Source organism: Vibrio palustris (assembly GCF_024346995.1).
Lineage (GTDB): Bacteria > Pseudomonadota > Gammaproteobacteria > Enterobacterales > Vibrionaceae > Vibrio > Vibrio palustris.
The window spans coordinates 1,534,954-1,561,077 of record NZ_AP024887.1; the positions used below are offsets into that span (position 1 = coordinate 1,534,954).

The window sequence follows — 26,124 nt, forward strand, 5'->3', positions numbered from 1 at the left end:
ATTTTTTAAAGAAGCCCGCATCGAATTGCGGGCTTTTTTATTTTAAAAATTCTTGATGAAAGATGATATTTCCCCCTTATATTTTCTACATAGTCATATACAATGTGCATACATCATCTCTTCTTCAGCCATTTATGCTATTTGAGCGGTTCCTGTGAATATTGACGTAGTATTTCTACTAAAACAAAATCCCATCTTACTTATTTTTGTCGTTTTGGCCATTGGACTGGCGATTGGTAAAATCCGCATAGGAAGTCTACAACTCGGTAATTCCATCGGCGTATTAGTCACTTCTTTAGTCATGGGTCACCTTGGTTTTTCTTTTGATGCCGACTCCCTCACCATTGGCTTTATGTTGTTTATTTATTGCGTCGGTATTGAAGCTGGCCCCAACTTTTTTGGCATTTTCTTTAGAGACGGTAAACACTACTTAATCCTTAGTTTAGTGGTGTTAGTTACCGCGACTTGGATCACTTACTTTGGTAGTTACTACCTCGATCTTGATTATGGCCTATCTGCAGGTATGATGGCTGGCGCACTCACTTCCACGCCTGTGCTCGTCGGCGCTCAAGATGCGATAAATTCTGGGCTTTCACAAGTTCCACACAATAAAGACCTTAGCCTGATCCTCAATAGCGTATCTGTAGGGTATGCGATGGCTTATCTGATTGGCTTAATCAGCATGATTATGTTCGCTAAACTTCTCCCTAAGATTCAAAAGCAAAACCTCTCTGACTCTGCCCAACAAATTGCCAAAGAACGTGGCCTAGGAGCGAATAGCCAGCGCAAAGTATATTTACCGATCATCCGCGCCTACCGGGTAGGCCCCGAGCTCGTTAATTGGGTGGGCGGCAGAAACTTGCGTGAATTAGGCATTTATCGCCAAACTGGCTGCTATATCGAAAGAATTCGTCGTAATGGTATTCTCGCCCACCCTGATGGCGATGCCATTTTACAAGAAGGCGATGAAATCGCTTTAGTAGGTTATCCAGACAGCCACGCTCGCCTTGATCCAAGCTTTCGTAACGGTAAAGAAGTGTTCGATCGTAACTTATTAGACTTACGCATATCGGAAGAAGAAATCGTCGTAAAAAGTGATGCCGTCGCAGGGAAACGCTTAACGGATCTCAACATGTCAGAATACGGATGTTTCCTTAACCGCGTAGTTAGAGCGCAAATTGAAATGCCAATGGATTCAGATATCGTACTCGCGAAAGGTGACGTTTTACAGGTTAGCGGTGAGAAATCACGGGTCAAAGGATTAGCAGATAAAATCGGTTTTATCTCAATTCACAGCCAAATGGCCGATCTGCTCGCCTTTTGTAGCTTCTTTATTCTTGGTATTTTACTTGGTTTAGTCACTATGACCTTTGGTCAAGTATCATTTAGCCTTGGCAATGCAGTGGGATTACTCCTTGCGGGAATCACTCTAGGTTTTTTACGAGCCAATCATCCAACCTTTGGTTATGTGCCACAAGGCGCACTTAATATGGTGAAAGACTTAGGATTAATGTTCTTTATGGTCAGTATTGGACTAAGTGCTGGTGCCCAAATGTTTGATCACCTATCAGACATTGGCTTCAAAGTCATAGGACTGGCCTTCTTAGTCAGTGTAGTTCCGGTGTTTTTCGCTTACATTGTCGGTGCGTATGTATTAAAAATGAACCGCGCCTTGTTATTTGGAGCGATCATTGGTGCGCGTACTTGCGCGCCAGCGATGGATATCGTTAATGACTATGCTAAATCGACTGTTCCAGCATTAGGCTATGCGGGCACCTATGCTATCGCCAATATCTTGATGACTCTAGCTGGTACCATATTAATTTTACTTAATTAAGCACGGTGAGCATCATAGCTCAGCTCTTTTCATCCGTAATTAGCGACAGATACCAATAATAAAAAAGCGCTCCGAAGAGCGCTTTTTTTATTCGTTCATAACACCAAACTGGCCATCAGAACGTAATCTTGTTAGATGTCTTGCACATCAAACTCAACTTGTGGGTTAACATCAGCTTCGTAATCAACGCCTTCAACACCAAAACCAAACAGTTTCAAAAACTCTTGTTTGTAACTCACGTAATCGGTTAATTCTTTCAAGTTCTCTGTCGTAATTTGTGGCCATAAAGCCTGACAATACGCTTGAATATCTTCACGCAATTCTAGGTCATCAAGACGTAGACGATTTTCATCGTCAACCTCTGGAGCTGTGCCATCTTCTTTAAATAAACGCTCGTTAAACATACGTAGAATCTGGTCCATACAGCCTTCGTGTACACCTTCTTCACGCATTTTCTTGAATACCATTGCGATATAAAGTGGCATAACCGGAATCGCAGAGCTTGCTTGCGTAATGACGGATTTCAATACGGCTACGTTCGCTGTACCATTTTTTGCCGACAGTTTGTCATTAAGCTCAGCCGCTGCGCGATCCAAATCCATCTTGGCACGGCCAAGTGCGCCATGCCAATAAATAGGCCAAGTGAGTTCTGTACCAATGTAGCTATAAGCTACGGTCTTACAACCGTCAGCCAAAACGCCAGCTTCATCTAGTGCATTGATCCACAATTCCCAATCTTCGCCACCCATAACGGTAACGGTATCGGCAATTTCTTGCTCTGTAGCTGGTTCAACACTGGCTTCAATAATCACATCACGGTTAGTATCTACCGCTGTTGATGTATAAGTTTCGCCAATCGGTTTTAAGCAAGAACGAACCACTTCGCCTGATTCTGGAAGTTTACGAACTGGCGATGCCAATGAATAAACCACCATATCAATTTGACCTAAATCTTCTTTGATCAAATCAATCGCTTTTTGCTTCGCTTCGTTAGAGAAAGCATCTCCGTTCAAGCTTTTAGAGTATAAGCCTTCTTCTTTAGCAAACTTATCAAACGCCGCTGAGTTGTAGTAACCCGCCGTGCCTGGTTTTTTCTCTGTGCCTGGCTTTTCAAAAAACACACCAATCGTTGCTGCACCACCACCAAAGGCGGCCGCAATACGAGAAGATAAACCATAGCCGCTTGATGAACCTACAACCAACACACGCTTTGGTGCGTTTTTAATAGGGCCTTGCGCTTTGGTATGTGCAATTTGCTGTTTTACATTTTCTTCACAACCCACTGGGTGCGTTGTTGTGCAGATAAATCCGCGAATCTTAGGTTTGATGATCATATTCAACTTCCTTTCAAAATCAGCGTAAGGATAAAAGTTTCCTCGTCAGAGCGCACCCTATTTTTGTCAAAATAGTTTGAAATGCCAAGTGGTTGGATCTCTAGCGCTGTAAAATTAGACAAAAAAACAACAAGGGCTTCCGATCATGAAGCCCTTGTTTACGCTAATGACGTTTGTAATAACGTATTAAAGTGTAGAGTGCCCGCTCTTGTTGGTCAAAACTTCTTTAAAATCATAACTAAAGTGATCAACTTGAATCGCTTTCACTCGTAAAGCTTCTGCTTTTAAGACCTCTTCAACCATAGACTCAGTTAACACTCCCGCGGCTTGTGCTTGCTGCAATTTTTCCGCGAGAGGGAGCTTGCGTTCTATTATACCAGAAGCCATCGCTTGTTGCAGATGTTGCTCATAAGGTGCCACCGCAACCATGGCTTCAAAAGCTTGATCCATCAAACCAATGTTATCGGACTCGTCTTGACCAACAAAACACAAGTGCGTAAAGCGATCTCGCTGCTCTCCAGGTTTCATCAATAAATGAGCGACCGATAAAATACTTTTATCATTCGGCGGTGAGAACCCCTGACCAAGCGGGAATAGCACCCGTTTTAAGATGCGTCCTAACCAAGGCTTGGGAAAGTTAATACACGTTTCATCAAGCGCGTGAGCGGCATGATAGAAACAATGCTGTAATGCGTAATCCACAAACGGGCGGTCTTGAGCAAGCTCACCTTCATCATGAAAACGCTTCATAACCGCACTGGCCATGTATAAATGCGCTAGCGTATCGCCAAGTCGAGCCGACAATAACTCTTTACGTTTCAATTGCCCGCCCATGGTTAACATAGCAACATCAGATAACAATGCCAGCCCTGCACTTAAACGAGTAATGTGCTGATAAGGCCTTGAAAAATTAACTTTTTTGGGAACCTTAGCAAAGCGATTGCCCGTTAACCCATGCCCAAAACAACGTAATACATTCATACTTGTATGGCCGATATGTTTAAATAGCCAACGGTCGAATGCTTTTTTGCCTTGCTGAGTATCTGGATCAGCGGCCGCCGCCATTTCTTTAAGAATATACGGGTGACAACGAATCGCCCCTTGACCAAAAATCATTAAGTTACGTGTGAGTATATTGGCACCTTCTACCGTGATAGCAATAGGAACGCCGAGGTAATGTGCGCTAAAATAGTTCAATGGCCCACGCTGAATCGCTCGTCCTGCATGTACATCCATAGCATTAGTTAAGATCGTACGGCCTAGCTCAGTCATATGGTATTTAGCAATTGCCGTCACCACACCAGGGTTTTCACCAAGGTCTAAGCCTGTCGTGGTAAGCGTACGCGTCGATTCTAATAAATACGTCAACCCGCCAATCCGACCCAATGATTCAGCAACACCTTCAAAGCGCCCAATCGATACACCAAATTGCTTACGGACATACGCATAGGCTCCGGTGGTACGCATACTTAAGTGACCCAGCGCCGCGCCAAGAGCTGGCAGTGAAATCCCCCGCCCTGCCGACAAACATTCTACCAGCATTCGCCAACCTTTCCCGGCATACTCAGTGCCACCAATTAACCAATCCATTGGAATAAATACATCTTCCCCACGCGTAGGCCCATTCATAAAAGCAAGACCCATTGGATCATGGCGCTCACCCGTGACAACACCGGGGTGATCGGCAGGGATTAATGCGCAAGTAATACCAATAGATGTTTCGTCGCCTAATAAATGGTCTGGATCATACAACTTAAACGCCAACCCCAACACCGTCGCCACAGGGGCGAGCGTGATATATCGTTTATTCCAATTAAGACGAATTCCTAATACTTCTTGCCCATCGTGCTCTCCCATACACACAATACCATTATCAGGAATACTGCCCGCATCAGAGCCTGCTTCAGGCCCAGTTAGCGCGAAACATGGCACTTCACGTCCATCGGCTAATCGTGGTAGCCAATAGTCACGTTGTTCTTGGGTCCCATAATGAGAGAGTAGTTCCCCCGGCCCAAGTGAATTAGGTACCATGACCGTGACCGCAGCACTAATACTGCGCGTCGCAATTTTGGTGACAATGGTAGAGTTGGCATAAGATGAAAAGCCCAACCCCCCATACTTTTGATCGATAATCAGCGAGAAAAAACGCTCTTGCCTGAGAAAATCCCAGACTTCTTGAGGCAGGTTACGATCATGATTCATCAAACTAAAATCATCGACCATCGCCAATAATTGATTTAGTTGATTATCAATAAACGATTGTTCTCGCTCGTTTAATTTTGGCTTTGGATAATCAAGTAACGTGTTATAAGTGGGCGCACCAGAGAACAACTCCCCTTCCCACCAAATACTTCCTGCCTCCATCGCTTGCTTTTCTGTTTCCGACAGCGGTGGCAGCGCACGCTTAAACCAAGTTAATACCGAGTCACTAACCCATTTACGACGTAGAGAGCCCATATAATGCTCCTTCTATTACGCAGTGTGTGAATGAAAAGCGATAGAAAAACGACGCAGTATTCCTTTACTGGTGCAGTTTCCTACTCATCATGACTCTCGCGATTCATTCTCTCACACTGACTTATCTCGACGATAAGAACAGCAGTCCATGTGCTATTAACCTTTAACTCAACTATAGTTGAGTTACGTTTAGTCACCATATACGAATGCAACAAATGGCGAGTTTTGAGACAGCGGTATGGTAGGAGTAATAAAAAATGGAAAAACTTTCGATCAAGCTGGAACTCTTCTTTCAAAGTACAGTCCTAATCTATGTGGTTAAAAAGCTGCGAGCAAAATTGTTATCAGCACTGTTTTTCATCACGATATTACGTTTATTTTTCATATTTATAACTCCTACGTTTGTATATACCCAGTTCACTTTGTTCTGGGTCTTTTTTTATCCACTCTTTACCAAGTACCTCTCTTTATCTCTCGTCTTCTGCAAAATCGTCATAACATGATAAAATGCGTTTCCTTTTCTCGGTATGACAGCCATAACCTATGCAACTCCAACACTCTCCAGTCACACATCATTGCTTTCAACATATCCCTTTCGCACTAAAGCGTGATGACTTATTGCATCCTCAGTTTTCTGGCAATAAAGCGCGCAAGCTAATGACGCTGCTCGACACACCTCAGGAGACATTTAAGACCCTTACCAGTTATGGCTCTGCGCAAGCCAACTCACTATATTCCATGGCTGCACTCGCTTATTTAAAAGGGTGGACATTAAATTACTACGTGGATCATATCCCATCTTGGCTACAAACAGCGCCACTTGGTAATTATGCTCAAGCGCTGCAGCTGGGCGCTAATATTATTCCAACACGAGTAACGTATGGGATGTCACCAGCTGACTATGTTGGCAGCTTACCGCATGATGATAATGAAAAACGTATCCCTGAAGGCGGACGCTTTCCAGAAGCGCAAGCAGGTGTTAACACATTAGCTAACGAGTTACTCGTCTGGATAGCTCAGCAACCAACACAGCAATGGGTAGTTGCTCTTCCTTCTGGTACAGGCACAACAGCCTTATATTTACATAAAGCGCTCGCACCACACGGCATAAAAGTGGTGACGTGTGCATGTGTTGGAGGGAGAGAATATTTACAGCAACAATGGCGGGAATTGGGAGAAGACAGTCACCCTTTGATTTTAGATTCAGGCAAAAAACATCATTTTGGTAAATTATATCAAGAGGACTGGCAACTCTGGCAGGCGTTATTTTCAGCAACAGATATAGAGTTTGATTTGCTGTATGACCCGATTATGTGGCAACAACTACTACTTTGGTGGCCGCAGCAGCCAAGCCATCATCAAAAACACCTGCTGTACATACATCAAGGTGGGCAACTAGGCAATGTCAGCATGAAAGCTCGTTATCAGCGTAAATACGCATCCCCGATGTAACATATGACAAAGGAAAAGCTAAAAATGTTATTTTGATATCATATTGTATTGCCGAACAAAAAACGACCAGTTACGCTTGGCAGTAAGAAAATACCCCTTAGGGGTTAGAAGATCCCGCTTTGCTAGTCTAGTATTGATATAATTGTTTCAATTAATGTGAGTCGTCATGTTACCCGTTAAACTTAACCGTAGAGGACAAGCATTCTTAATCGGCGCTATCATCATTTTTTTGTGTTTGGATACGCTTATGCTTACTCTGAATTTTCAGATTACTCGCCAAGTGACCAATCAAACCTTGGTCATTAACCTCGCCGGTCGGCAACGCATGCTGTCACAAACCATGGCTAAACACATTTTTGCCATTAATCCACAAAAACTCAACGATAAAGCAACTCAAGAAAACTTGATGAGTTATATCAGTGCTTCTGAGCTTTTTGCCGACACCTTAAGAACGTTCAAACAAAGCGGTTACGTTATTGATGCGGAAAAACAGTTACGAGAGCTTGATCGTATTGATAGCGAGGAGGCACAGGCCATCATTAGTAAGGCTTCTGCGTCTGTCAAATCATTAAATAATTTGAATTCAAAGATATTGCGTAATGGTTTAACACGAGAACGTTACCAACAAATTCGCACTACCATAGAAGCGATTAATACTCCCTTACTTGAACAAATGAACCAATTGACTGTGCTGGTGCAAAAACACGCAGAAGCCAAAACTCAACAGCTACGCATCATACAATTCATTACGTTTATCCTAGCCTTAATAAGCTTTGCTTTTATCATTTATCGTTTTCGTCGTACTCACGTAGAATCTGAGCAGACAATCAATATCCTTAGCGACCTCATTCAATCAGCAAAAGCAGCCTTAATCATTTTTGATAAACAAGGGCGTATTATCATGTCTAATGAGTCGGCTCGTGCACTGCTAAATTACGATGAAGACACCATGAAAACCTTGACGAAATCACAAGTGTTTAATCTCGATGACAGTGAACCGATGGTCATTGATAGCAATGGACAAGCACAACCGGCAATGATTCATAATCGTGAATTAATTCGAGAAAATACAACGATTTCTATCGCAACAATTATAGAGAAAAGCCAGTACCTAGCGCACGAACACAATTTATTTACGCTAGCAAACCGCAACGCGCTCACTGGGATGCTCAATCACAATGCATTAAATACCGCGCTTTACCATAAAACGCAGCAAAGTAAATTTCTCGGTGGGCGCTTTGCCTGTTTCTACATTCATGTCGAAAACTATAATGACATCGTACACAAACATGGTCACAAAATTGGCGATGATATTCTCAAAGAACTCACCTATCGGTTATGCAGTGTCACACGTGAAAGCGACTTTATTTATCATATTAATGGACATGAATTTGTGGTCATCACAGATCTTAATGATCATGAAAACTCATTAGCGACCATCACGAAAAAAATATCGGGAACTAACTATCATTCATTTAACGTCAATAATACCTATAACCTAGATATCTCTCTCGACATTGGCTCTTCAATATGCCCTGATCACGGTACCGATCCCGATACGATTTTACTGCATGCGAAAAATAGCATGAAGGCTGTGAATGAACAGAAACCCCACCAGCGAGACTCGCAAGTTATTGACCTATCTAAAGCCTCAAAGAATCGTCAGCGTTAATGGCGATTTTCATCAATGGCATCTGTTCCCTATGAAAAATTGATGCATTATTAATCGATATGTAAATATTCTTTAATTATTTTCGATTTATATAAAATTCTTTTAAAAAACAACTTAACACTATTTTATTCCATTAAAAAGAATTTGATCCCGATCAAAAAATGTCGAGCTTACCACTCCCCATGCAATATCGTTTCCAGCTTTCTTACTATACGTCTCTCTACGCTGCTTTCTTGCTTCATGCCTCTTTACTGATGGATTCTCATCATTATTATCTTAGGTCTATGCCCACTAAAATCATATCGATTGACGGATTTACCAAGACCGTTCTTGGCCCCAAATCTGATTTAAATGCAGCATAATCTACTATAAAAATGAACATAATTTGATGGAACAATTTTATGAACGCAGAACCGGGAACTACCTCAACACAACACAATAAAAAATTAACCAAAAGCGATGCGAAAACGTTAAGCCTATCGGCACTAGGCGGCGCATTAGAATTTTATGACTTCGTTATTTTTGTCTATTTTGCCAATGTGGTCGGCAGTCTGTTTTTCCCGAGTGAAATGCCAGAGTGGATGCGCCAAGTGCAAACTTATGGCATTTTTGCCGCTGGCTATTTAGCACGCCCGTTAGGCGGTATTATTATGGCGCATTTTGGCGATCTATTAGGCCGAAAGCGTATGTTTATGCTCAGCATATTTTTAATGGCCGTACCAACAATGGCGATTGGTCTTATGCCAACTTATGCCTCCATTGGTTTAGCCGCACCGTTACTTCTTTTGCTATGTCGCGTTTTACAAGGTGCTGCAATTGGTGGGGAAGCGCCTGGAGCTTGGGTGTTTGTTACTGAGCATGTATCTAAGCATCGTATCGGTGTGGCTTGCGGCACGTTATCTGCCGGCCTTGTCGCGGGTATTTTAATTGGCTCATTAGTGGCGACAGGCATCCATGCGACCTTCACCGCGCAGCAAGTGCATGCTTACGGCTGGCGGATCCCATTTTTATTGGGAGGCGTATTTGGTTTTGTGACCATGTATCTGCGTCGCTGGTTACATGAAACCCCTATCTTTAAAGAGATGCAATCTCATAAAACCTTAGCAGAAGAAATGCCAATCAAATCTGTGATAAAGAATCACCTACCTTCTGTCTTTGTTTCTATGGCAGTCACTTGGGTGTTAACTGCGGCTATTGTCGTCACTATCCTTATGACACCGTCTCTGCTTCAGAACTTGATTGATTTAGATCCGACAACAGCACTAGAAGCAAACAGCCTTGCGATTATCTTTATCCTAATCGGTTGTATCGTCTCAGGCTCATTGGCTGACCGCTTTGGCAATGGCCCAATTATGGCAATATTTAGCATTGGGTTGGCCGCAAGCTTTTGGGCGTTTTATAGCACCATGCTGCAAGATACCACCTACTTATTCCCAATGTACGCGGTTGTCGGTTTCTTTGTTGGTATTGTTGGTGTGGTGCCAGCCATTGCAGTAAAAAGTTTCCCAGCCGCCATTCGTTTCTCGGGGTTGTCTTTTTCATACAATGTCGCTTACGCGATTTTTGGAGGCATGACACCAATGCTGGTGAGTACTATGATCGCGAATGATCCTATGTCACCGGTTTATTATGTGGCTGGCGTATCAGCGGTTGGCGTTATCGCAAGCCTAGCCGTCATCTGTTTTAGCCCTAAATTGGATCTCACCGCAGGCATTGCCTAACACATCCTAGCCAATAAAGTATCACGCTATTAACTCTCCTCTTTGTGGGGAGAGTTGACACACAACACACTATAATCCACTACCTGTATCCAATATATAATCGTCATTATCGCTATTAACTAAATAGAGCGCCGATATAACGTATGCCTTCCGTACTGGTATTCGTATCAATGCTGATAAATGATGTTTACTCCCTCCTTTCCCATCTTAAATTCTTTGATTTTTTATTAGGTAAGCAAGGACATTAAGTGACAGCGTCACAACATCGCACCTACTTAACTCTCTTGCGTGGTTACCATCTTGTTTCTTATAACGGCTTTGATTCATGCAACAAGAATCAAAATGTAGAGGCGTCTTACACCGTTACTTTCCGATTAATCAAGGGATCATTAAGCTAACTTTTATACTCTTCATTCGACATACACTGTAAAACCTCATAAAAATCATATTAATAACCCTATTTAACCGACAATAATAAAAGTTAATTATAAATGCGGCGAAAAAACACACATAAAAAAATGAGCATTGTGGCCCATAATTACTCACTTCAACCAATATGGTGTCGATTAAAACAAGGACAAAAGTGCAGTTGAATGCATATTTACCACCTTCGAAGTATTTTTGTTTATAAGCACTTAAAAACCGCACTCTAACTTTAGAGAGCAAGTGTCTTTTAGAGCTATTTTATTGCTTAAAATCAGGCATTAAGAATTTTTTCCTTCCATTGTGAGCGTAATCTCAGCATTGAATTTATTGACACCTCAATGTCGTAAATGGATATGAAAAGGACGTAATTGCATAGCTGAGAGGAAGGGTTGAGCGGTATGTTCAAGAAGTGCTTATGATAACAATAACCAAGCAGACAAGTTACAACGCGTTAACATCGTTCAATCAACGGTCACTTAGTCAGTAGCGGAGTAAATAAACTGTCACTTGGTACTAGAACCTCTACAACGATAAACAGCCTCAATAAGGAAATACCCTATGTCCAACGAACAATCTAACCGCGGCGTCGTCTATAAAGGCGCAGGAAAAGTGGCAGTTGAGTCCATCGCTTACCCAGAACTTGCTATGGGTAAGCGCAAATGCGAACACGGCGTTATCTTAAAGGTGTTGACCACCAATATTTGTGGTAGCGATCAGCACATGGTGCGTGGACGAACGACAGCCGAGGAAGGCTTAGTACTTGGCCATGAAATTACGGGGATCATTCTCGAAAAAGGCCGTGATGTTGAATTTGTGGATGTCGGTGACATTGTTTCTGTTCCATTTAATATTGCTTGTGGCCGTTGTCGTAACTGTAAAACAGGCCTTACCGGCATTTGTTTGAACGTTAACCCATCTCGCCCTGGCGCCGCTTATGGCTATGTCGACATGGGTGGCTGGGTTGGCGGCCAATCTGAATATGTAATGGTGCCGTATGCTGACTTTAACCTGCTTAAATTCCCAGATCCGGACCAAGCAAAAGAAAAAATCAAAGACCTTACCCTATTATCAGATATTTTCCCAACCGGATTCCATGGTTGTGTTACCGCAGGCGTAGGTCCAGGTTCAACAGTTTACGTTGCAGGCGCCGGCCCTGTCGGTTTAGCGGCAGCCGTGTCTGCACAGCTTCTGGGCGCCGCGTGTGTGATTGTTGGGGATATGATCCCAGATCGCTTAGAACAAGCACGTAGCTTTGGCTGTGAAACCATTGATTTACGCGAAGATGGCAGCATGGAAGATAAAATAGAAGCGATCACTAAAGAACGTGAAGTGGATTGTTTTGTTGACTGTGTGGGCTTTGAAGCACACGGCTGTGGCTGTGGCCAAAGCCACGAAGAAGCACCAGCCGCGGTACTCAACTCAGCAATGCAAGTAACACGTGCTGGTGGCTCTATCGGTATTCCAGGTCTGTACGTAACAGAAGATCCTGGCGCACAAGATGAAGCCTCAAAACAAGGTGCGCTGAGCATGCGCTTTGGTCTTGGCTGGGCGAAATCTCATTCGTTCCACACCGGCCAATGCCCAGTGATGAAATATCACCGTGGCCTCATGCAATCGATTTTGTTTGATAAAGTGAAGATTGCCGATGCGGTTAACGTGCAAATGATTTCGCTTGACCAGGCACCGCAAGGCTACGCTGATTTCGACGGCGGCGCCGCGAAGAAATTTGTTATCGACCCACATGGTGAGTTTAGCTAAACCGCTCTACTCGTCGTAGCCATTGACATACTCAAGCCGCAGACTCTGCGGCTTTTTTCATTGATAGCATCATAAAAACTAACGATTCACTGGGGTGTGGCAAAGGTGACAACTTACTTTAGGAGGTTATCATCACCCAATTATCTCACAGAGGCTTCATTCGTCATCAGAGCGCGATAGAAGCGATTTCATCGGCGGATGGATAAGCGATAAGCCACTAACATTTCATCGTACAGACTGGGCTACATTACGACGAGCGATATTTATCAGTAAAGTAACTCCAAAAACTCACTTTACATGTCCTAGAAATGCAAAAAGACGCCTTAGAGGCGTCTTTTTTAATGTGGCGGTGAGTGAGAGATTCGAACTCTCGATACGTTGCCGTATACACACTTTCCAGGCGTGCTCCTTCAGCCACTCGGACAACTCACCGTATTGTGGTTAACAACAAAAGCTTGTTTGCGTTAACGAGGCGTAATTTAATGATTATCTTCACTTTGGTCAAGCATAAACTGATAAAAAACCATGATTGCAGATGCATTTGCTCACAAAGTGGCTAATCTGCGGTTTTTTACTCCATTTTTTACGCTTGATAGTATCCTGGCACACGAAAACAGCGACGACAAAAGTCCAGAAAATAGCCGTAAAAAACGCCCATAGCACATGAGACTAGCGCGTTACTCGCCACCGCAGCCATAGTTTGCTCCCAAGACGCCCCCACCACTAACAGAATACCCGCGTACACTGGTGATTGAAATAATACATAGGCGACCAAATCAGCAACGTTGCGCATCGAGCGAGACGGTGATAATCGCTTACTCATGGCTAACACGCGATCGCGAAACCACCCATAAGGGAATGCTATGGCAATGTTGACGGGGATAGACAGTGTACGTGAGGCCAAAGACTGCTCAAACGTCATCCCTGAAATAAAGATTTCGATGCACATTCCAGTGATAAAACAAAATACTACCATGGCAAAGGTATCAGCGGCAGCATTACGCAGTCTGTCGGGGGCGCTTGGTTTCACTTACTCGTCTCCACATAAGTACAAAAAACTACAATAAAACCCAGTACATAGTGTTATGCACTGGGTTTTAAGTTATTAGGCAGTTGAAGGCGCTATTAAAACAGATAATTACTGGTTTTTGATTCTGTATTTTAACTCAGTTTATTAATAATTCACCACATATTGGACAAAAACTAGCACTACTCACTAAAAGAAAAATCAGACGATCCTGACCTCGGCAAGATAAACTGCAAAAGTTGGCGTATAACTCTCGCACATCGTCGGGTTTTATAGGTACACTAGGCAGAGAATAATTAACCATGATCAACAACGGGAAAGCATTTTGACGCTTCAAGAAATTCTTGCTCAACCAGAGTTAAACCAAAAATTACTCAATGAGCCTAAAACGACTGGCTTTGTCACCGCAATGGCCTGTTCACCTAACGTTCTCGCCCCTGAAGCCTGGGTTCCATACCTATGGGGTGGCGATGAAGTTGCCCCATTTAGTGATGGCGAACAACTAGAAAACTATTTAGAGCAAATCATTGCAATGTGGAATCACTTTCGCCCTGCGCTGCTGAGCAACACTTGGGTATGGCCTGATGGTTATGCGTTAGACGATCAAGAAATTGTGAATAGCAACGTGCGCGATTTCTGCGAAGGGCTTTTACAAGGTTGGCAGTTAATTCAAGATGATTGGGAAACCATCATGCCGGAAGAGAGTGAAGATAGCTCATTATTGGGAGGGGTATTACTGTCATTAAGCATGTTGTACGACCCAGAAACGTCTATCGCCACCTTAAATGACCAAGGCATTGAAGGCTTAGAGCAATTTGAAGAGATTTTTAACGCCATTCCAACCATGCTGTGTGGACTAACGATGCGCGGCGTCGCCCTAGCAGAGCAAGCATAAGATCCGCAAGGCTCATAACTTAGGCTTAGAAACAAACATCTTAATACAACAAAAGCCAGCATAATGCTGGCTTTTTAATGGCTTACTAACCACTAATGATGTTTATTATTAGTGTTTTTCGGCTATATCGTTAACCATTCAGTTGCTCGGCAAAATCAAGCATTCGGTTAAGAGGAATCAGTGATTTTACCCGTACCGATTCATCGACAAAGATTTCATGTTGCTTACCGCCTTCCACTAACGCCTGCTCAATCGCCTGTAGGCCATTCATCGCCATCCACGGGCAATGCGCACAGCTACGGCACGTTGCCCCCACTCCGGCTGTTGGGGCTTCAATCAAGGTCTTTTCAGGAACAAGCTGCTGCATCTTATAGAAAATACCTTTATCGGTCGCCACAATCATTTGCTGCTGAGGTAACGATTTCGCAGCTTTGATCAATTGGCTCGTAGAGCCTACCGCATCAGCGAGCGCTACCACACTCGCCGGAGACTCAGGATGAACAAGAATCGCCGCATCAGGGTAAACTGCTTTCATTTTGCGCAGTGCATCTGCTGAGAATTCATCATGAACCACACATTCCCCATTCCAAAGCAGCATATCTGCGCCCGTTTGGTTGGCAATGTATGAGCCTAAATGACGATCTGGCCCCCAAATGATTTTGTGATCGTGACTATCCAAGTGCTCGACAATCTCTAATGCAATACTGGATGTCACTACCCAATCAGCACGTGCTTTCACTGCGGCGGAAGTATTCGCGTACACTACGACAGTATGCTCAGGGTGAGCATCGCAAAACTCAGTGAATTTATCCGCAGGGCAACCTAAATCAAGCGAGCATTCGGCTTCCAGAGTTGGCATCAAAATGCGCTTTTCTGGATTGAGAATTTTGGCTGATTCGCCCATAAAACGGACGCCTGCAATAATTAACGTTGTCGCTTCATGTCGGTTACCAAATTTAGCCATTTCGAGCGAATCCCCGACAAAGCCGCCGGTTTCTTCCGCTAATGCTTGGATTTCTGGATCGGTATAGTAGTGGGCAATGAGCACCGCTTGTTTTTCTTCAAGTAGACGTTTAATACGACTCACATAAGCATGCTTATCGTCATCCGTTAACGGAGCTGGTTTAGGTGGGAACGGGTAAATCGTGTCAAGTTTATCCAGTATATGGCTCATGGCTCGAATCTAGGCTAGATGATAATCCGAATATTCTACACTGAATGGTTTATAATAATCAAAAGTGACAGTGCCCAACGGTGAATTACGCTTGATAAAATCACAAAGAGCCACGATTGACGTGACTCTTTTTATTACCTTGGGCGCTTACTTCAAGTGGGGTTTCGCCACTTCAGCGGAAGAACTATCAGGATAGTCATCAACCACTTGCTGATAATATTTTTTCGCTTGGTCTGCTTGATTATTGCGGCTCGCAATATCCCCTAATTTGACGAGTGCGTCAGCACGTTTATTCGATTTCTTAAACGTTGCGACTTTAGCGAAGTTTTTCGCCGCTTTAACATCGTCTTTTTTGGCGAAGAACAATTGGCCTAGCCAGTAATGGCTATTGGGAGTATATACCGAATCTGGGAACTCTTTTTGAAACTTCTCAAAGGCTTGAATCGCCCCATCGTAATCATGTTTTTTCAAAATTAGATCAACGGCGTCTTGATATGCGCTACGTTCATCTTTATTACTTGAAAACGTGCCTTGATCGTCATCGCTACTGGCGTCTTGCTGAGCTGTGCCTGTTGCAGTGTTTTTTTTCAAATGACTGCGCAGGTCATCAAGCTCAACAAACAACTCACGCTGGCGTTTTGTCATTTGCTGCATATTGTACGAATTTTTCTCAAGTTTACCGCGTAAACTGCGAATTTCTTGAGACATTTCATCCATCTGCTGCTGCATTTTCAATTGCATGCGGCTGCGGCTTTTTACTAGCCTTTCAAGTCGCTGAATCTCGGAATCTTGGCTACCGTTCGCTTGGGAAGCACTGGCTTGGCCATTATTTTGATTTGATGAATAGTCGATATCTGATACTGGAGCCGGTGCAGCGAGCGTACTGCTCGCTGCACTTGCCAGTAACGTAAGCATAACAACTTGCTTTAAGTTACTGAACATAAAGTATTCCTACTTAGTATACTAGAACTGCGCGGCGGTTTTTCGCGTATGCAGCTTGAGATTGACCAAGAACCAATGGTTTCTCTTCACCGTAGCTTACGATAGAGATTTGGCTTGCTTCAACACCCAATGCTTCTAGGTATTTTTCAACTGCTTTAGCACGACGTTCGCCTAGAGCGATGTTGTACTCTGGTGTACCACGTTCATCTGTGTACCCTTCGATTTTTACGCTCATGTTTGGGTGCTCGCTCAAGTATGAGGCGTGCGCTTCTAACATGTCTTCGTAATCGCTTGAAATTGTAGAGTTATCAAACGCGAAGTATACGGTTTGCTTTTCACGAAGTGCTTGATTCTTAGCTTCTTCTTCAGACATTTGAGATTCACTGCTCTCCATTGGAGTTGCCATTGTATCTTCAGTGTCTGCTGATTTGCTGCTTTGGCTCGTTTGCTGCTGGTTAGTTTGTGAACCAGACGCATCCGTCGCATCATCGCTTGAACTACATGCTGACATTGCCATTACAGGTAGTGCGATAAGCAGTCCTTTAAGAACTTTATTTAATTGCATCTTCATTTTCCTTACTTATTGAAAAGTGTGTGCTTATAAAAATGGTGACCATGCTGGTGCTCTTACACGTCCGTTCGTTGCCGGTAAGCGTGCTTTAAAGCGCCCATCTATTGATACCATGGATAATACGTTTTTCCCATTATAAATAGAGCTGTAGATAACCATAGCACCATTTGGTGAAATACTTGGAGACTCATCTAGCAAAGTCTTCGTTAAAATTTGGACAGAGCCTGTTTCCAAATCTTGCTTAGCCAAATTAAAGCCAGAGTTACTACGGTTCACCATGATGAGATAACGTCCATCTGGAGTGAGCTGTCCACCCAAGTTCTGACTGCCCTGCCACGTAAGGCGCTTCGTCGAACCATCGTTTAAATTTACTCGATAAATCTGTGGTTTACCACCCCGATCCGACGTAAATATGAGGGACTTCCCATCCGGGTCCCAAAACGGTTCTGTATTATTAGCGCGTCCATGGGTTACTTGTGTCAACTTCTTGCTAGCTAAATCCAAAATGTAAACATGGAACGAGCCACTTTTCGACAACACAACCGCGAGTTTCTTACCATCTGGCGAAAACTCTGGAGCGCCGTTATGTCTCGGATAAGCCGACACTTTTTCACGCTTAGCGGTATAAATATTTTGTATATAAATTTCAGCATGTCCGTTTTGGAAGCTCACATATGCCAATTCTTTGCCATCCGGTGACCAAGAAGGTGACATGATCGGCTGCTTAGATCGCAACACAATACGTTCATTATGACCGTCGTAATCAGAAATGCGTAACTGGTACGGATATTTATCTTTGTGTTTAACGACCACATAAGCGATGTGCGTTAAAAATGCGCCTTTTTCGCCCGTTAGCTGTTCATACACTAAGTCAGAAATACGGTGCCCATACATGCGCAATTTTTTCTCAGATACGCGTGCCACTTTTTTGAACAACACTTGGTCGTTAGAAACTACCAATTGCCCGTCATCACTTAGCGATTTGTTGGTTCCTTGAGTGAGCTGCCCTCTAACGACGTCAACGAGCTGATAACGAATTACATACTTACCGTTGGCATCTTGCGATACTGTGCCTGTAAGTAGTGAATCAACGCCCATTTTTGTCCACGCCTTATAATCGATGTCATTCGTATCATAAGGGGTTTGTGGCATTTTACTAACCGGTACTGGACTGAACTTACCACTTCGGGTTAAGTCCGATGACACAATCGAGGCCAAATCTTCTGGGGGGCGCGTTTTGCCTTCCCATTTAAAAGGCACAATTGCGATTGGCCGGGCTGCACTGATCCCATCAGTAATAACGAGATCTAACGCCGCATTGGCCATTTGGATACTGCTGAGCAGTATCAATACACTTCCTAAAAATAATCGCTTTAACACAAGCATTTCCTTTTTACTCTGGTGCAACGGTCAAGTTGATATCTTTGAGTTTTTCCACAACAGCCGGGTCGTTTTTCGGAAGAGGGAAATTATCGACTTTCGCAACGGCCGCACGTGTGGCTCGGCAGAGACGCGAGTCCCCTCCTTCTACTGTGATACTTTTCAATATTGCGCCAGTACCCGTTGGAATCAAACGCAGGTTCACTTTACATTCTTTTCCTTTAAAATTGTCGTCAAGCAACAGATTTTTTTGGATAAGTTGTTGGTAAATGGCTCCCCATCGCTGAGATTCACTGGCGACGTGCTTTGCTTGAGCAGCACTATTTTCAGACGACTCATTTTGTAATCCGTTAAAAATGTCTTTGAGCTGCTCTTGCTCTTTCTTCTTGGCTTTTTCTTCCTGAATTTTTTTCAAGCGTGCTTTTTCTGCCGCTTCCTTCGCGGCTTTCTCTTGTGCGGCTTTTTGTTTTGCGATACGTGCTTGCTTAGCTTTTTCAGCCGCGGCACGTTTCGCTTTTTCTCGCTCAGCACGAGCTTTAGCTTCTTTGGCCGCTTTCTCTTTGGCGGCTTTCTCTTTCGCCGCTTTAGCCGCTGCAGCAGCCTTAGCTTTGCGTTTTGCTTCAGCTTGAGCTTTTGCTTTACGAGCCTTCTCTTGGCGAGCTTTTTCTTCTGCCGCTTTTTGCTCTTGAGCCTCGCGCTGTTTACGAGCCTTTTCTGCCTCACGAGCTTGTTTGGCTTCTTGTGCTTGTTGCTCTTTGAGTTTGCGAATGCGTTCTTCTTCTGCTTTACGCTTTTTCGCTAACTGCTCTGCTTCACGACGCATTTTAGCGAGTCGATCTTTACGTGCCTGCTCTTTTTGTGCAGCCTCATTACGCTGTTGGCGGATTTTTTCTGCTTGTTGATGGATCTGATTGGGATCAATCACCACCGCTTCTACCATCTTTCCGGAAGATTTTGGCTTCGGCTTTTCCAGATTAAAATCCGCACTCCAGATTAATGCGCCCACCAAGACAGCATGTAATGCTATCGAGACGATAACTGGCGTCGTTAACTGAGGCTTATTTTGATTTTTTGATCTCATGAATGCTAACCAAGCCTATTCATCATCTTTAATATCCGTTAACAATCCGACCTTCGGAATGCCCGCTTTACTTAACTGATCCAAAACCATCACTATATTAGAATAGGATGTAGCTTTATCGCCACCAACCGCTACCTGAGTGTTCGGGTTGACTTGTCGCTCAGCCTTGATACGCACGACGATATCTTGTAATGACACTCCGCGTTCCATTTCTTTATTATCGACACTGATGCCTAAGTCACCTTGTTTATCAATCTCAACAATAATGAAGCTTGAGCTATCACCAGCCAATTCCGAAGCCGGTTTAGCTGTGGTGGTCTGAGGTAGGTCCACATCCACGCCTTGGGTCACAAAAGGCGATGTCACCATAAAGATAATCAGCAAAACCAACATCACATCAATGTATGGCACGACGTTGATTTCCGCTGTCATCTTCCGTTTTTTCGGTTGATAACTTGCCATAAATTATTCCTTTCCTGCCATCGCTTGGCGATGCAAGATGCTATGAAACTCTTCAGAGAAGTTTGCATATGAATGTTCAAGCTTACTGACTTTATCAGTCAAACGGTTATAAGCAATCACAGCAGGAATCGCAGCAAATAGGCCCATGGCTGTCGCGATCAACGCTTCTGCAATACCCGGTGCGACCATCGCCAACGTTGCTTGCTTCACTTGGCCAAGTGCGATAAACGAATGCATGATCCCCCATACCGTACCAAATAAGCCGATGTATGGACTGATAGAACCTACCGTCGCTAAGAACGGTAAACTGGTTTCTAGCTCTTCAACTTCACGACCGACCGCAACTCGCATCGCTCGGCTGGTGCCTTCCATAATAAAATCAGGAGACGCTGCATTGGATTTGTGTAAGCGACCAAACTCGGTAAAGCCGCTATAAAAGATTTCTTCGGTTCCCGTTAATGAATCTTTACGGGTTTTACTCTCTTGATAAAGGCGAGACAAATCGTTGCCTGACCAAAATTTATCTTCGAACTCATCGGCTTCGCGTAATGCGGCTTTTAGTCTTTTGCTGCGCTGTAGGATCATCGCCCAAGAACAGACAGACATACTCAGCAGCAGTAGCATTACGATTTTGACAAGCAAGCTTGCCTCTAAAAACAGGTCTAGAATAGAAATATCAGCATTCACTTGAGGTCAGCTCCGTGGTTAAAGTGGTCGGCATAGCGATCGGCTTCATGTTTGTATTATCGATGTATGCTACCTTAACAATTGTTTTACACAATACATCACCGTCAGGATTGACTAGCTCTTGACAGAAAACCATTGACGCTTTTTTAACGTTCGTCACCCAACTCTTTACCGTAAGAAGGTCATCGAGTCGTGCCCCTTTTATAAAATCAATATCCATGTGTCGGACAACAAAGCCTGCGCCTTGTTCCAAAAAAGACTGCTGATTCAAACCTGCGTTACGCAACATTTCGGTACGTGCACGCTCGAAAAAACGTAAATAATTCGCATGGTATACCACACCACCTGCATCGGTATCTTCATAATAGATACGTACCGGCCATTCAAATATGTTCATAATGTCGAGATCCTAATCTTGCCTCATACAACTGACTGTTTACTATAACGCAAGAATATGACCGGAGTACAAGGCTTAACGGGACTTTTCACAGGGTTCTGATAAAAAAATAGCGTTGTCTCAAAAAGACAACGCTATTGTGCTCAATTCCTCGTCAAAGGATTACGCTACAATGACTTATTCATTACGCGAACCTGACGATGGTCAATACAATCAAAATCGTTATTGAAAAATAAGGACTGAAAGTTACCTGCCAAAACCAATGGCGCGGCTTAAAACCGATGCCATAAATCATACTCGAGCATACTGCCCAAATCAGTAACATCCCTTTCACTACATTAAAACCATCAATATGATCAGCGTAGTTCACTGGATCCCACATCACTAAACCGATATGGGTGAATCCCAGTACAATGGATAACAAACGCAGTGGCCAGTTATCCATTGGGGCATGCCATTTGGCGACACGTTCAGAACAATGACTATTCACTGTCTTCGTCCATCATTTCACGATGTTCTAACCAAAGTGCATTAATGATACCGAATGCGCAGGCTAACAACACCCCTAAAATCCAAGCAAAATACCACATCGTTATGCTCCTTAGTACATTGATTTCTGGTTGTCTTCAACATCGGACTTACTAATACGACCGTACATTTTGTAATAACAAAACGCGGTGTACAGCAAAATAATAGGCACAAAAACAGCGGCAACGCCGGTCATCAGTTTCAGTGTCATTTCACTTGATGTTGCATCCCAAATGGTCAAACTCACATTCGGATTAATGCTTGAAGGCATCACAAATGGGAACATCGCAAATCCTGCCGTAAAGATAGTCCCCGCCGTTCCTAAACTGGCCGTAATAAACGCAAACGCAGGCTTACCAACGCGAGAGAAAACAGCGGCCAATATTGGCATCACCACACCTAAGATAGGAGCTGCCCACATGAGTGGATACTCGTGGAAGTTATTCATCCAAGCACCCGCTTGCGTGATCACTTCTTTATTTAGTGGGTTAGATGCCGCATTACCATCAATAACACTATTGACGACGAAACCATCGAGATTACTCACCCAAAAACCAGCTGTAACAAATAGAGCTGCGCTCAATACACCCGTGATTTGAGTCAACGAGGTTGCGCGAGTACGGACTTCATCAGACGCTTTCATTTGCAACCATGTTGAACCTTGGTTCAAGAACATCAACACACTGACTAAACCACACAAAATACCAAATGGGTTAAGTAGACCAAAAAATGAACCGTCGTAAGTCACCATAAGTAGGTTATTTATATCGAGTGGAACACCTTGGAGCAAGTTACCAAATGCAACACCGATAATAAGAGGAGGCACAAAACCACTGATTGAGATCCCCACATCTAAGGCTTTACGCCATTTTACATCATCGATTTTTGCGCGGTACTCAAGACACAGTGGACGTAACCACAATGCAGCGAGCGTTAACGTCATAGCCAGATAAAAACCTGAGAATGACGCTGCATAGACCATAGGCCAAGCGGCAAATAGCGCGCCCCCTGCTGTGATTAACCAAACCTGGTTACCATCCCAGTGTGGGGCAATGGTGTTAATCATCATTCGGCGTTCAGTATTGGTTTTTCCGATGAGGGGCACTAATGCCCCGACACCCATATCGAAACCGTCAGCGACAGCGAAACCAACAAACAACACTCCAATCAATACCCACCAAATAAATCGTAGGGCTTCGTAATCCAACATTATTGTCTCTCCTTACTTAAGCATCTACTTGGCGATTAACTTTGTCTTCAACAGAGTTACCGTCTTGCTCAAAGTGATAACGGCCAGTTTTCAAGCTACTTGGACCTGAGCGAGAAAATTTAACCATCAAGAATATTTCAACAACCAAGAAGATTGTATAAAGCGCGAGAATACCTACCAACGTCGTAATCAATTGACCAGAGCTTAGCGCTGAGGCAGCCACATTCGTGGGCAGAATTTCACCAACAGCCCATGGCTGACGACCGTACTCGGCGACAAACCAACCGGTTTCTACGGCAATCCATGGTAGCGGAATACCAAATAACGCGGCTTTCAATAAAATAGGATGTTGTTGGATCTTGTTACGGCACGTTTGAATAAACGCCGCACCAAAGATAATTAACATCAATACACCACAGCCAACCATGATGCGGAACGACCAGAATAATGGCCATACTTTGGGAATAGAGTCATCAGCGGCTGATTGAATTTGCTGTTCGGTCGCATCACTTACGTTGTCGGTATAGCGCTTAAGCAATAAGCCATAACCTAAGTCAACTTTCGCTTTTTCAAACTCGGCTTTTTCTTGTGGTGTTTGCGTGCCATTACGAAGTTTCTCTAGTAATGAGTAGGCATACATACCGTTACGAATACGTTCAATATGCTCTTTACGTAAGTCACGTAACCCCGGCACTTCTGTATCCAAAGAGCGTGTTGCAATAATACCAAGTGCCCAAGGTACCTGAAGCGCAAAGTTCGTTTCTTGCTTATCTTGATCCGGGAAACCGACTAACGTCCATGCCGCTGGCGCTGGCTGAGTTTCCCACTCACCTTCAATCGCCGCTAGCTTGGTTTTCTGTACATCACCTAACTCGTAACCTGATTCATCACCTAATACAATCACCGATAATACAGCTGCGATACCAAAGGAGGCTGCAACCGCAAACGAGCGACGTGCAAACGGTAGATCACGCCCTTTCAAGAGATAGTATGAGCTCACACCGAGGATAAACATAGCGCCAGTGGTATAACCCGCGGCAACGGTGTGCACAAATTTCACCTGTGCTACTGGGTTAAAGATGATTTCGGCAAAGCTCACCATTTCCATTCGCATACTTTCGTAATTGAATGTTGAACCAACGGGGTTTTGCATCCAGCCGTTCGCGATCAAAATCCATAATGCTGAGAAGTTTGAGCCAATCGCGACTAACCATGTCGTTGCTAAGTGCTGACGTTTTGATAAACGGTCCCAACCGAAAAAGAAAAGCCCGACAAAAGTAGATTCTAAGAAAAAGGCAACCAAGGCTTCTATAGCAAGTGGTGCACCAAAAATATCACCCACGTAATGTGAATAATAAGACCAGTTAGTCCCGAACTGGAATTCCATGGTTAATCCCGTGGAAACACCCAGTGCAAAGTTAATACCGAACAATTTGCCCCAGAACTTTGTCATGTCCTTGTAGACTTGTTTATCGGTCATTACGTATAGAGACTCCATGATGGCAAGCAAAAATGTCATGCCCAGAGTCAAAGGTACGAATAAGAAGTGATACATCGCTGTCATCGCAAATTGCAACCGCGACAGATCAACTACGTCAATCATAGTAACTCCTTTGTGTCGGCTGAAAGACACGTTAAATACATTAAAACATTGCTTTCGTTACACAACTTAATCAGTTGTTATCAAAAAGTGACTGTTGTTGTTTCAATGTACCAGTGTGGTTAGGTAATTGTTAAGCGCCAGCTAATATAGCTTGAGCTAATAATACTGCGGAACACGGAATGTTTCAAAAGGTTTATAGAGGCGACTCGCTGTCATAAAAATCAATATGTATCATTGAAAACTACATGAGCTCATTTCTAAATGATCCAGATCAATAGTTTAGCGGTCGTGTTGTTACTAAAGCGTGAAATATAGAGATAGGAGAGGTTTTGTGGCTACATAAGAGCAACAACTAGGTAACGAGTCGTCACTTTTATGAACCAAATAAATATTCAAAAACGTGATCTTGATCGATCACGTTCTTACAAATATAAACAGATATGACGATTTCTGACTTAATTTATTTTTTATCAATACCGAAATGTAAATAGGCGCGATCAGAAGCAATACGTCCACGGGGTGTACGTTGTAAATATCCTTGCTGGATCAAAAATGGCTCTAACACATCTTCAATGGTATCTTTTTCTTCACCGATTGCCGCTGCTAAGTTATCTAATCCAACCGGTCCACCTGCAAATTTTTCCATAATAGCCAGCAGGAGTTTGCGGTCCATATAATCAAAACCTTGATGATCGACATCTAACATATTCAAGGCTTTATCTGCGATATCTGCGCTGATATGTCCATTACTCTTCACTTCCGCGTAATCACGTACACGGCGTAACAAGCGATTAGCAATACGTGGCGTACCACGTGCACGGCGAGCGACTTCTAATGCCCCTTCTGACTCCATCGATAGACCCAAGCATTCGGCACTGCGTTGGACAATAAATTGCAAGTCAGCCACTTTATAATATTCAAGGCGCTGCACAATACCAAAACGGTCACGTAATGGTGAGGTTAATGATCCTGCTCGTGTTGTTGCGCCAATCAAGGTAAACGGCGGTAAATCAATTTTAATCGAACGTGCCGCAGGCCCCTCGCCAATCATAATATCCAACTGGTAGTCTTCCATCGCGGGGTATAACACTTCTTCTACGACCGGACTTAGGCGGTGAATCTCATCGATGAATAACACATCGTTTTCTTCTAAGTTCGTTAAAAGCGCGGCTAAATCTCCGGCTTTCTCTAAAACGGGGCCCGAAGTAGTACGAATATTCACATCCATTTCATTGGCGACAATATTTGCCAACGTCGTTTTACCAAGACCAGGAGGGCCAAAAATCAATAAGTGGTCGAGGGCTTCACTACGCTTTTGCGCCGCTTCAATGAAGATTTCCATCTGATCACGTACATGATCTTGCCCACGATAATCGGTCAGCTTTTTCGGACGAATGGCACGGTCGATGAGCTCTTCTTCTTTATAAGTGGGGTTGTCGGCAGCAATAAGACGATCGGCTTCAATCATGAATGGGTTCCTAATGAATCGCGGGCGATAAATTTTATCGCC

At 43.6% G+C, this 26,124-nt stretch carries 22 protein-coding genes and 1 tRNA gene; 6 read left to right on the top strand and 17 right to left on the bottom strand.

Annotation, left to right across the window (positions count from 1 at the left end; translation table 11 throughout):
- The first annotated feature begins 154 nt into the window (after positions 1 to 154).
- Complete coding sequence (locus tag OCU30_RS07270; protein ID WP_077312669.1) at positions 155 to 1,837, top strand: aspartate:alanine antiporter; 1,683 nt, start codon at positions 155 to 157, stop codon at positions 1,835 to 1,837.
- Between the two features lie 131 nt (positions 1,838 to 1,968).
- On the opposite strand, the gene fabV is transcribed toward OCU30_RS07270, so the two are convergent.
- Both fabV and OCU30_RS07280 read right to left on the bottom strand, forming a co-directional pair.
- Positions 1,969 to 3,171 (bottom strand): enoyl-ACP reductase FabV, encoded by a 1,203-nt coding sequence (fabV, locus tag OCU30_RS07275; protein ID WP_077312667.1) that lies wholly within the window; start codon positions 3,169 to 3,171, stop codon positions 1,969 to 1,971.
- 186 nt (positions 3,172 to 3,357) lie between these two features.
- The gene (locus OCU30_RS07280) at positions 3,358 to 5,628 is read right to left on the bottom strand and encodes an acyl-CoA dehydrogenase (RefSeq protein WP_077312665.1); all 2,271 of its coding nucleotides are present in this window, start codon (positions 5,626 to 5,628) and stop codon (positions 3,358 to 3,360) included.
- A 543-nt stretch (positions 5,629 to 6,171) separates the two neighbouring features.
- On the opposite strand from OCU30_RS07280, the gene OCU30_RS07285 reads away from it, so the two are divergent.
- From OCU30_RS07285 to fdhA, 4 genes are all read left to right on the top strand, one after another.
- Positions 6,172 to 7,080, top strand: coding sequence for a pyridoxal-phosphate dependent enzyme (locus OCU30_RS07285; RefSeq protein ID WP_077312661.1), 909 nt, complete (start codon positions 6,172 to 6,174; stop codon positions 7,078 to 7,080).
- 247 nt (positions 7,081 to 7,327) lie between these two features.
- Positions 7,328 to 8,752 carry a diguanylate cyclase domain-containing protein gene (locus tag OCU30_RS07290; RefSeq protein WP_159439098.1) on the top strand — a complete coding sequence of 475 codons (1,425 nt, stop codon included), beginning with the start codon at positions 7,328 to 7,330 and terminating at the stop codon, positions 8,750 to 8,752.
- Positions 8,753 to 9,153: 401 nt separating this feature from the next.
- The gene (locus tag OCU30_RS07295) at positions 9,154 to 10,473 is read left to right on the top strand and encodes an MFS transporter (RefSeq protein ID WP_077312657.1); all 1,320 of its coding nucleotides are present in this window, start codon (positions 9,154 to 9,156) and stop codon (positions 10,471 to 10,473) included.
- Between the two features lie 984 nt (positions 10,474 to 11,457).
- Positions 11,458 to 12,657, top strand: coding sequence for a formaldehyde dehydrogenase, glutathione-independent (gene fdhA, locus OCU30_RS07300; protein WP_077312655.1), 1,200 nt, complete (start codon positions 11,458 to 11,460; stop codon positions 12,655 to 12,657).
- Positions 12,658 to 13,001: 344 nt separating this feature from the next.
- Here the strand turns inward: fdhA and OCU30_RS07305 are convergent.
- A tRNA-Ser gene (locus OCU30_RS07305) sits at positions 13,002 to 13,089 on the bottom strand.
- Positions 13,090 to 13,240: 151 nt separating this feature from the next.
- Positions 13,241 to 13,687 (bottom strand): L-alanine exporter AlaE, encoded by a 447-nt coding sequence (locus tag OCU30_RS07310; RefSeq protein WP_077312653.1) that lies wholly within the window; start codon positions 13,685 to 13,687, stop codon positions 13,241 to 13,243.
- 322 nt (positions 13,688 to 14,009) lie between these two features.
- On the opposite strand from OCU30_RS07310, the gene OCU30_RS07315 reads away from it, so the two are divergent.
- Positions 14,010 to 14,579: a UPF0149 family protein gene (locus OCU30_RS07315; protein ID WP_077312651.1), complete on the top strand. Its 570-nt coding sequence runs from the start codon at positions 14,010 to 14,012 to the stop codon at positions 14,577 to 14,579.
- Positions 14,580 to 14,709: 130 nt separating this feature from the next.
- On the opposite strand, the gene nadA is transcribed toward OCU30_RS07315, so the two are convergent.
- The 13 genes from nadA to ruvB all read right to left on the bottom strand — a co-directional run bounded on the left by nadA (position 14,710) and on the right by ruvB (position 26,082).
- Positions 14,710 to 15,753 (bottom strand): quinolinate synthase NadA, encoded by a 1,044-nt coding sequence (gene nadA / locus OCU30_RS07320; RefSeq protein WP_077312649.1) that lies wholly within the window; start codon positions 15,751 to 15,753, stop codon positions 14,710 to 14,712.
- A 147-nt stretch (positions 15,754 to 15,900) separates the two neighbouring features.
- Positions 15,901 to 16,695: a tol-pal system protein YbgF gene (gene ybgF, locus OCU30_RS07325; protein ID WP_077312647.1), complete on the bottom strand. Its 795-nt coding sequence runs from the start codon at positions 16,693 to 16,695 to the stop codon at positions 15,901 to 15,903.
- 13 nt (positions 16,696 to 16,708) lie between these two features.
- Positions 16,709 to 17,260: a peptidoglycan-associated lipoprotein Pal gene (pal, locus tag OCU30_RS07330; RefSeq protein WP_077312645.1), complete on the bottom strand. Its 552-nt coding sequence runs from the start codon at positions 17,258 to 17,260 to the stop codon at positions 16,709 to 16,711.
- Positions 17,261 to 17,293: 33 nt separating this feature from the next.
- A complete protein-coding gene (tolB, locus tag OCU30_RS07335; protein ID WP_077312643.1) occupies positions 17,294 to 18,646 on the bottom strand; it encodes a Tol-Pal system beta propeller repeat protein TolB in 1,353 nt (450 codons plus the stop codon).
- Between the two features lie 13 nt (positions 18,647 to 18,659).
- The gene (gene tolA, locus OCU30_RS07340) at positions 18,660 to 19,727 is read right to left on the bottom strand and encodes a cell envelope integrity protein TolA (protein ID WP_077312641.1); all 1,068 of its coding nucleotides are present in this window, start codon (positions 19,725 to 19,727) and stop codon (positions 18,660 to 18,662) included.
- Positions 19,728 to 19,742: 15 nt separating this feature from the next.
- Positions 19,743 to 20,189: a protein TolR gene (tolR, locus tag OCU30_RS07345; RefSeq protein ID WP_077312639.1), complete on the bottom strand. Its 447-nt coding sequence runs from the start codon at positions 20,187 to 20,189 to the stop codon at positions 19,743 to 19,745.
- 3 nt (positions 20,190 to 20,192) lie between these two features.
- Positions 20,193 to 20,876, bottom strand: coding sequence for a protein TolQ (tolQ, locus tag OCU30_RS07350; protein ID WP_077312637.1), 684 nt, complete (start codon positions 20,874 to 20,876; stop codon positions 20,193 to 20,195).
- Positions 20,866 to 21,273 carry a tol-pal system-associated acyl-CoA thioesterase gene (gene ybgC / locus OCU30_RS07355; RefSeq protein WP_077312635.1) on the bottom strand — a complete coding sequence of 136 codons (408 nt, stop codon included), beginning with the start codon at positions 21,271 to 21,273 and terminating at the stop codon, positions 20,866 to 20,868. Before ybgC ends, tolQ begins: the two co-directional genes overlap by 11 nt.
- A gap of 184 nt (positions 21,274 to 21,457) precedes the next feature.
- Positions 21,458 to 21,763: a cyd operon protein YbgE gene (ybgE, locus tag OCU30_RS07360; RefSeq protein ID WP_261821295.1), complete on the bottom strand. Its 306-nt coding sequence runs from the start codon at positions 21,761 to 21,763 to the stop codon at positions 21,458 to 21,460.
- The gene (cydX, locus tag OCU30_RS07365; RefSeq protein ID WP_077312632.1) at positions 21,756 to 21,863 is read right to left on the bottom strand and encodes a cytochrome bd-I oxidase subunit CydX; all 108 of its coding nucleotides are present in this window, start codon (positions 21,861 to 21,863) and stop codon (positions 21,756 to 21,758) included. Before cydX ends, ybgE begins: the two co-directional genes overlap by 8 nt.
- An 11-nt stretch (positions 21,864 to 21,874) precedes the next feature.
- A complete protein-coding gene (cydB, locus tag OCU30_RS07370; RefSeq protein WP_077312630.1) occupies positions 21,875 to 23,011 on the bottom strand; it encodes a cytochrome d ubiquinol oxidase subunit II in 1,137 nt (378 codons plus the stop codon).
- Between the two features lie 16 nt (positions 23,012 to 23,027).
- Complete coding sequence (gene cydA / locus OCU30_RS07375; RefSeq protein WP_077312628.1) at positions 23,028 to 24,614, bottom strand: cytochrome ubiquinol oxidase subunit I; 1,587 nt, start codon at positions 24,612 to 24,614, stop codon at positions 23,028 to 23,030.
- 460 nt (positions 24,615 to 25,074) lie between these two features.
- Positions 25,075 to 26,082 carry a Holliday junction branch migration DNA helicase RuvB gene (gene ruvB, locus OCU30_RS07380; protein WP_077312626.1) on the bottom strand — a complete coding sequence of 336 codons (1,008 nt, stop codon included), beginning with the start codon at positions 26,080 to 26,082 and terminating at the stop codon, positions 25,075 to 25,077.
- Positions 26,083 to 26,124: the final 42 nt, after the last annotated feature.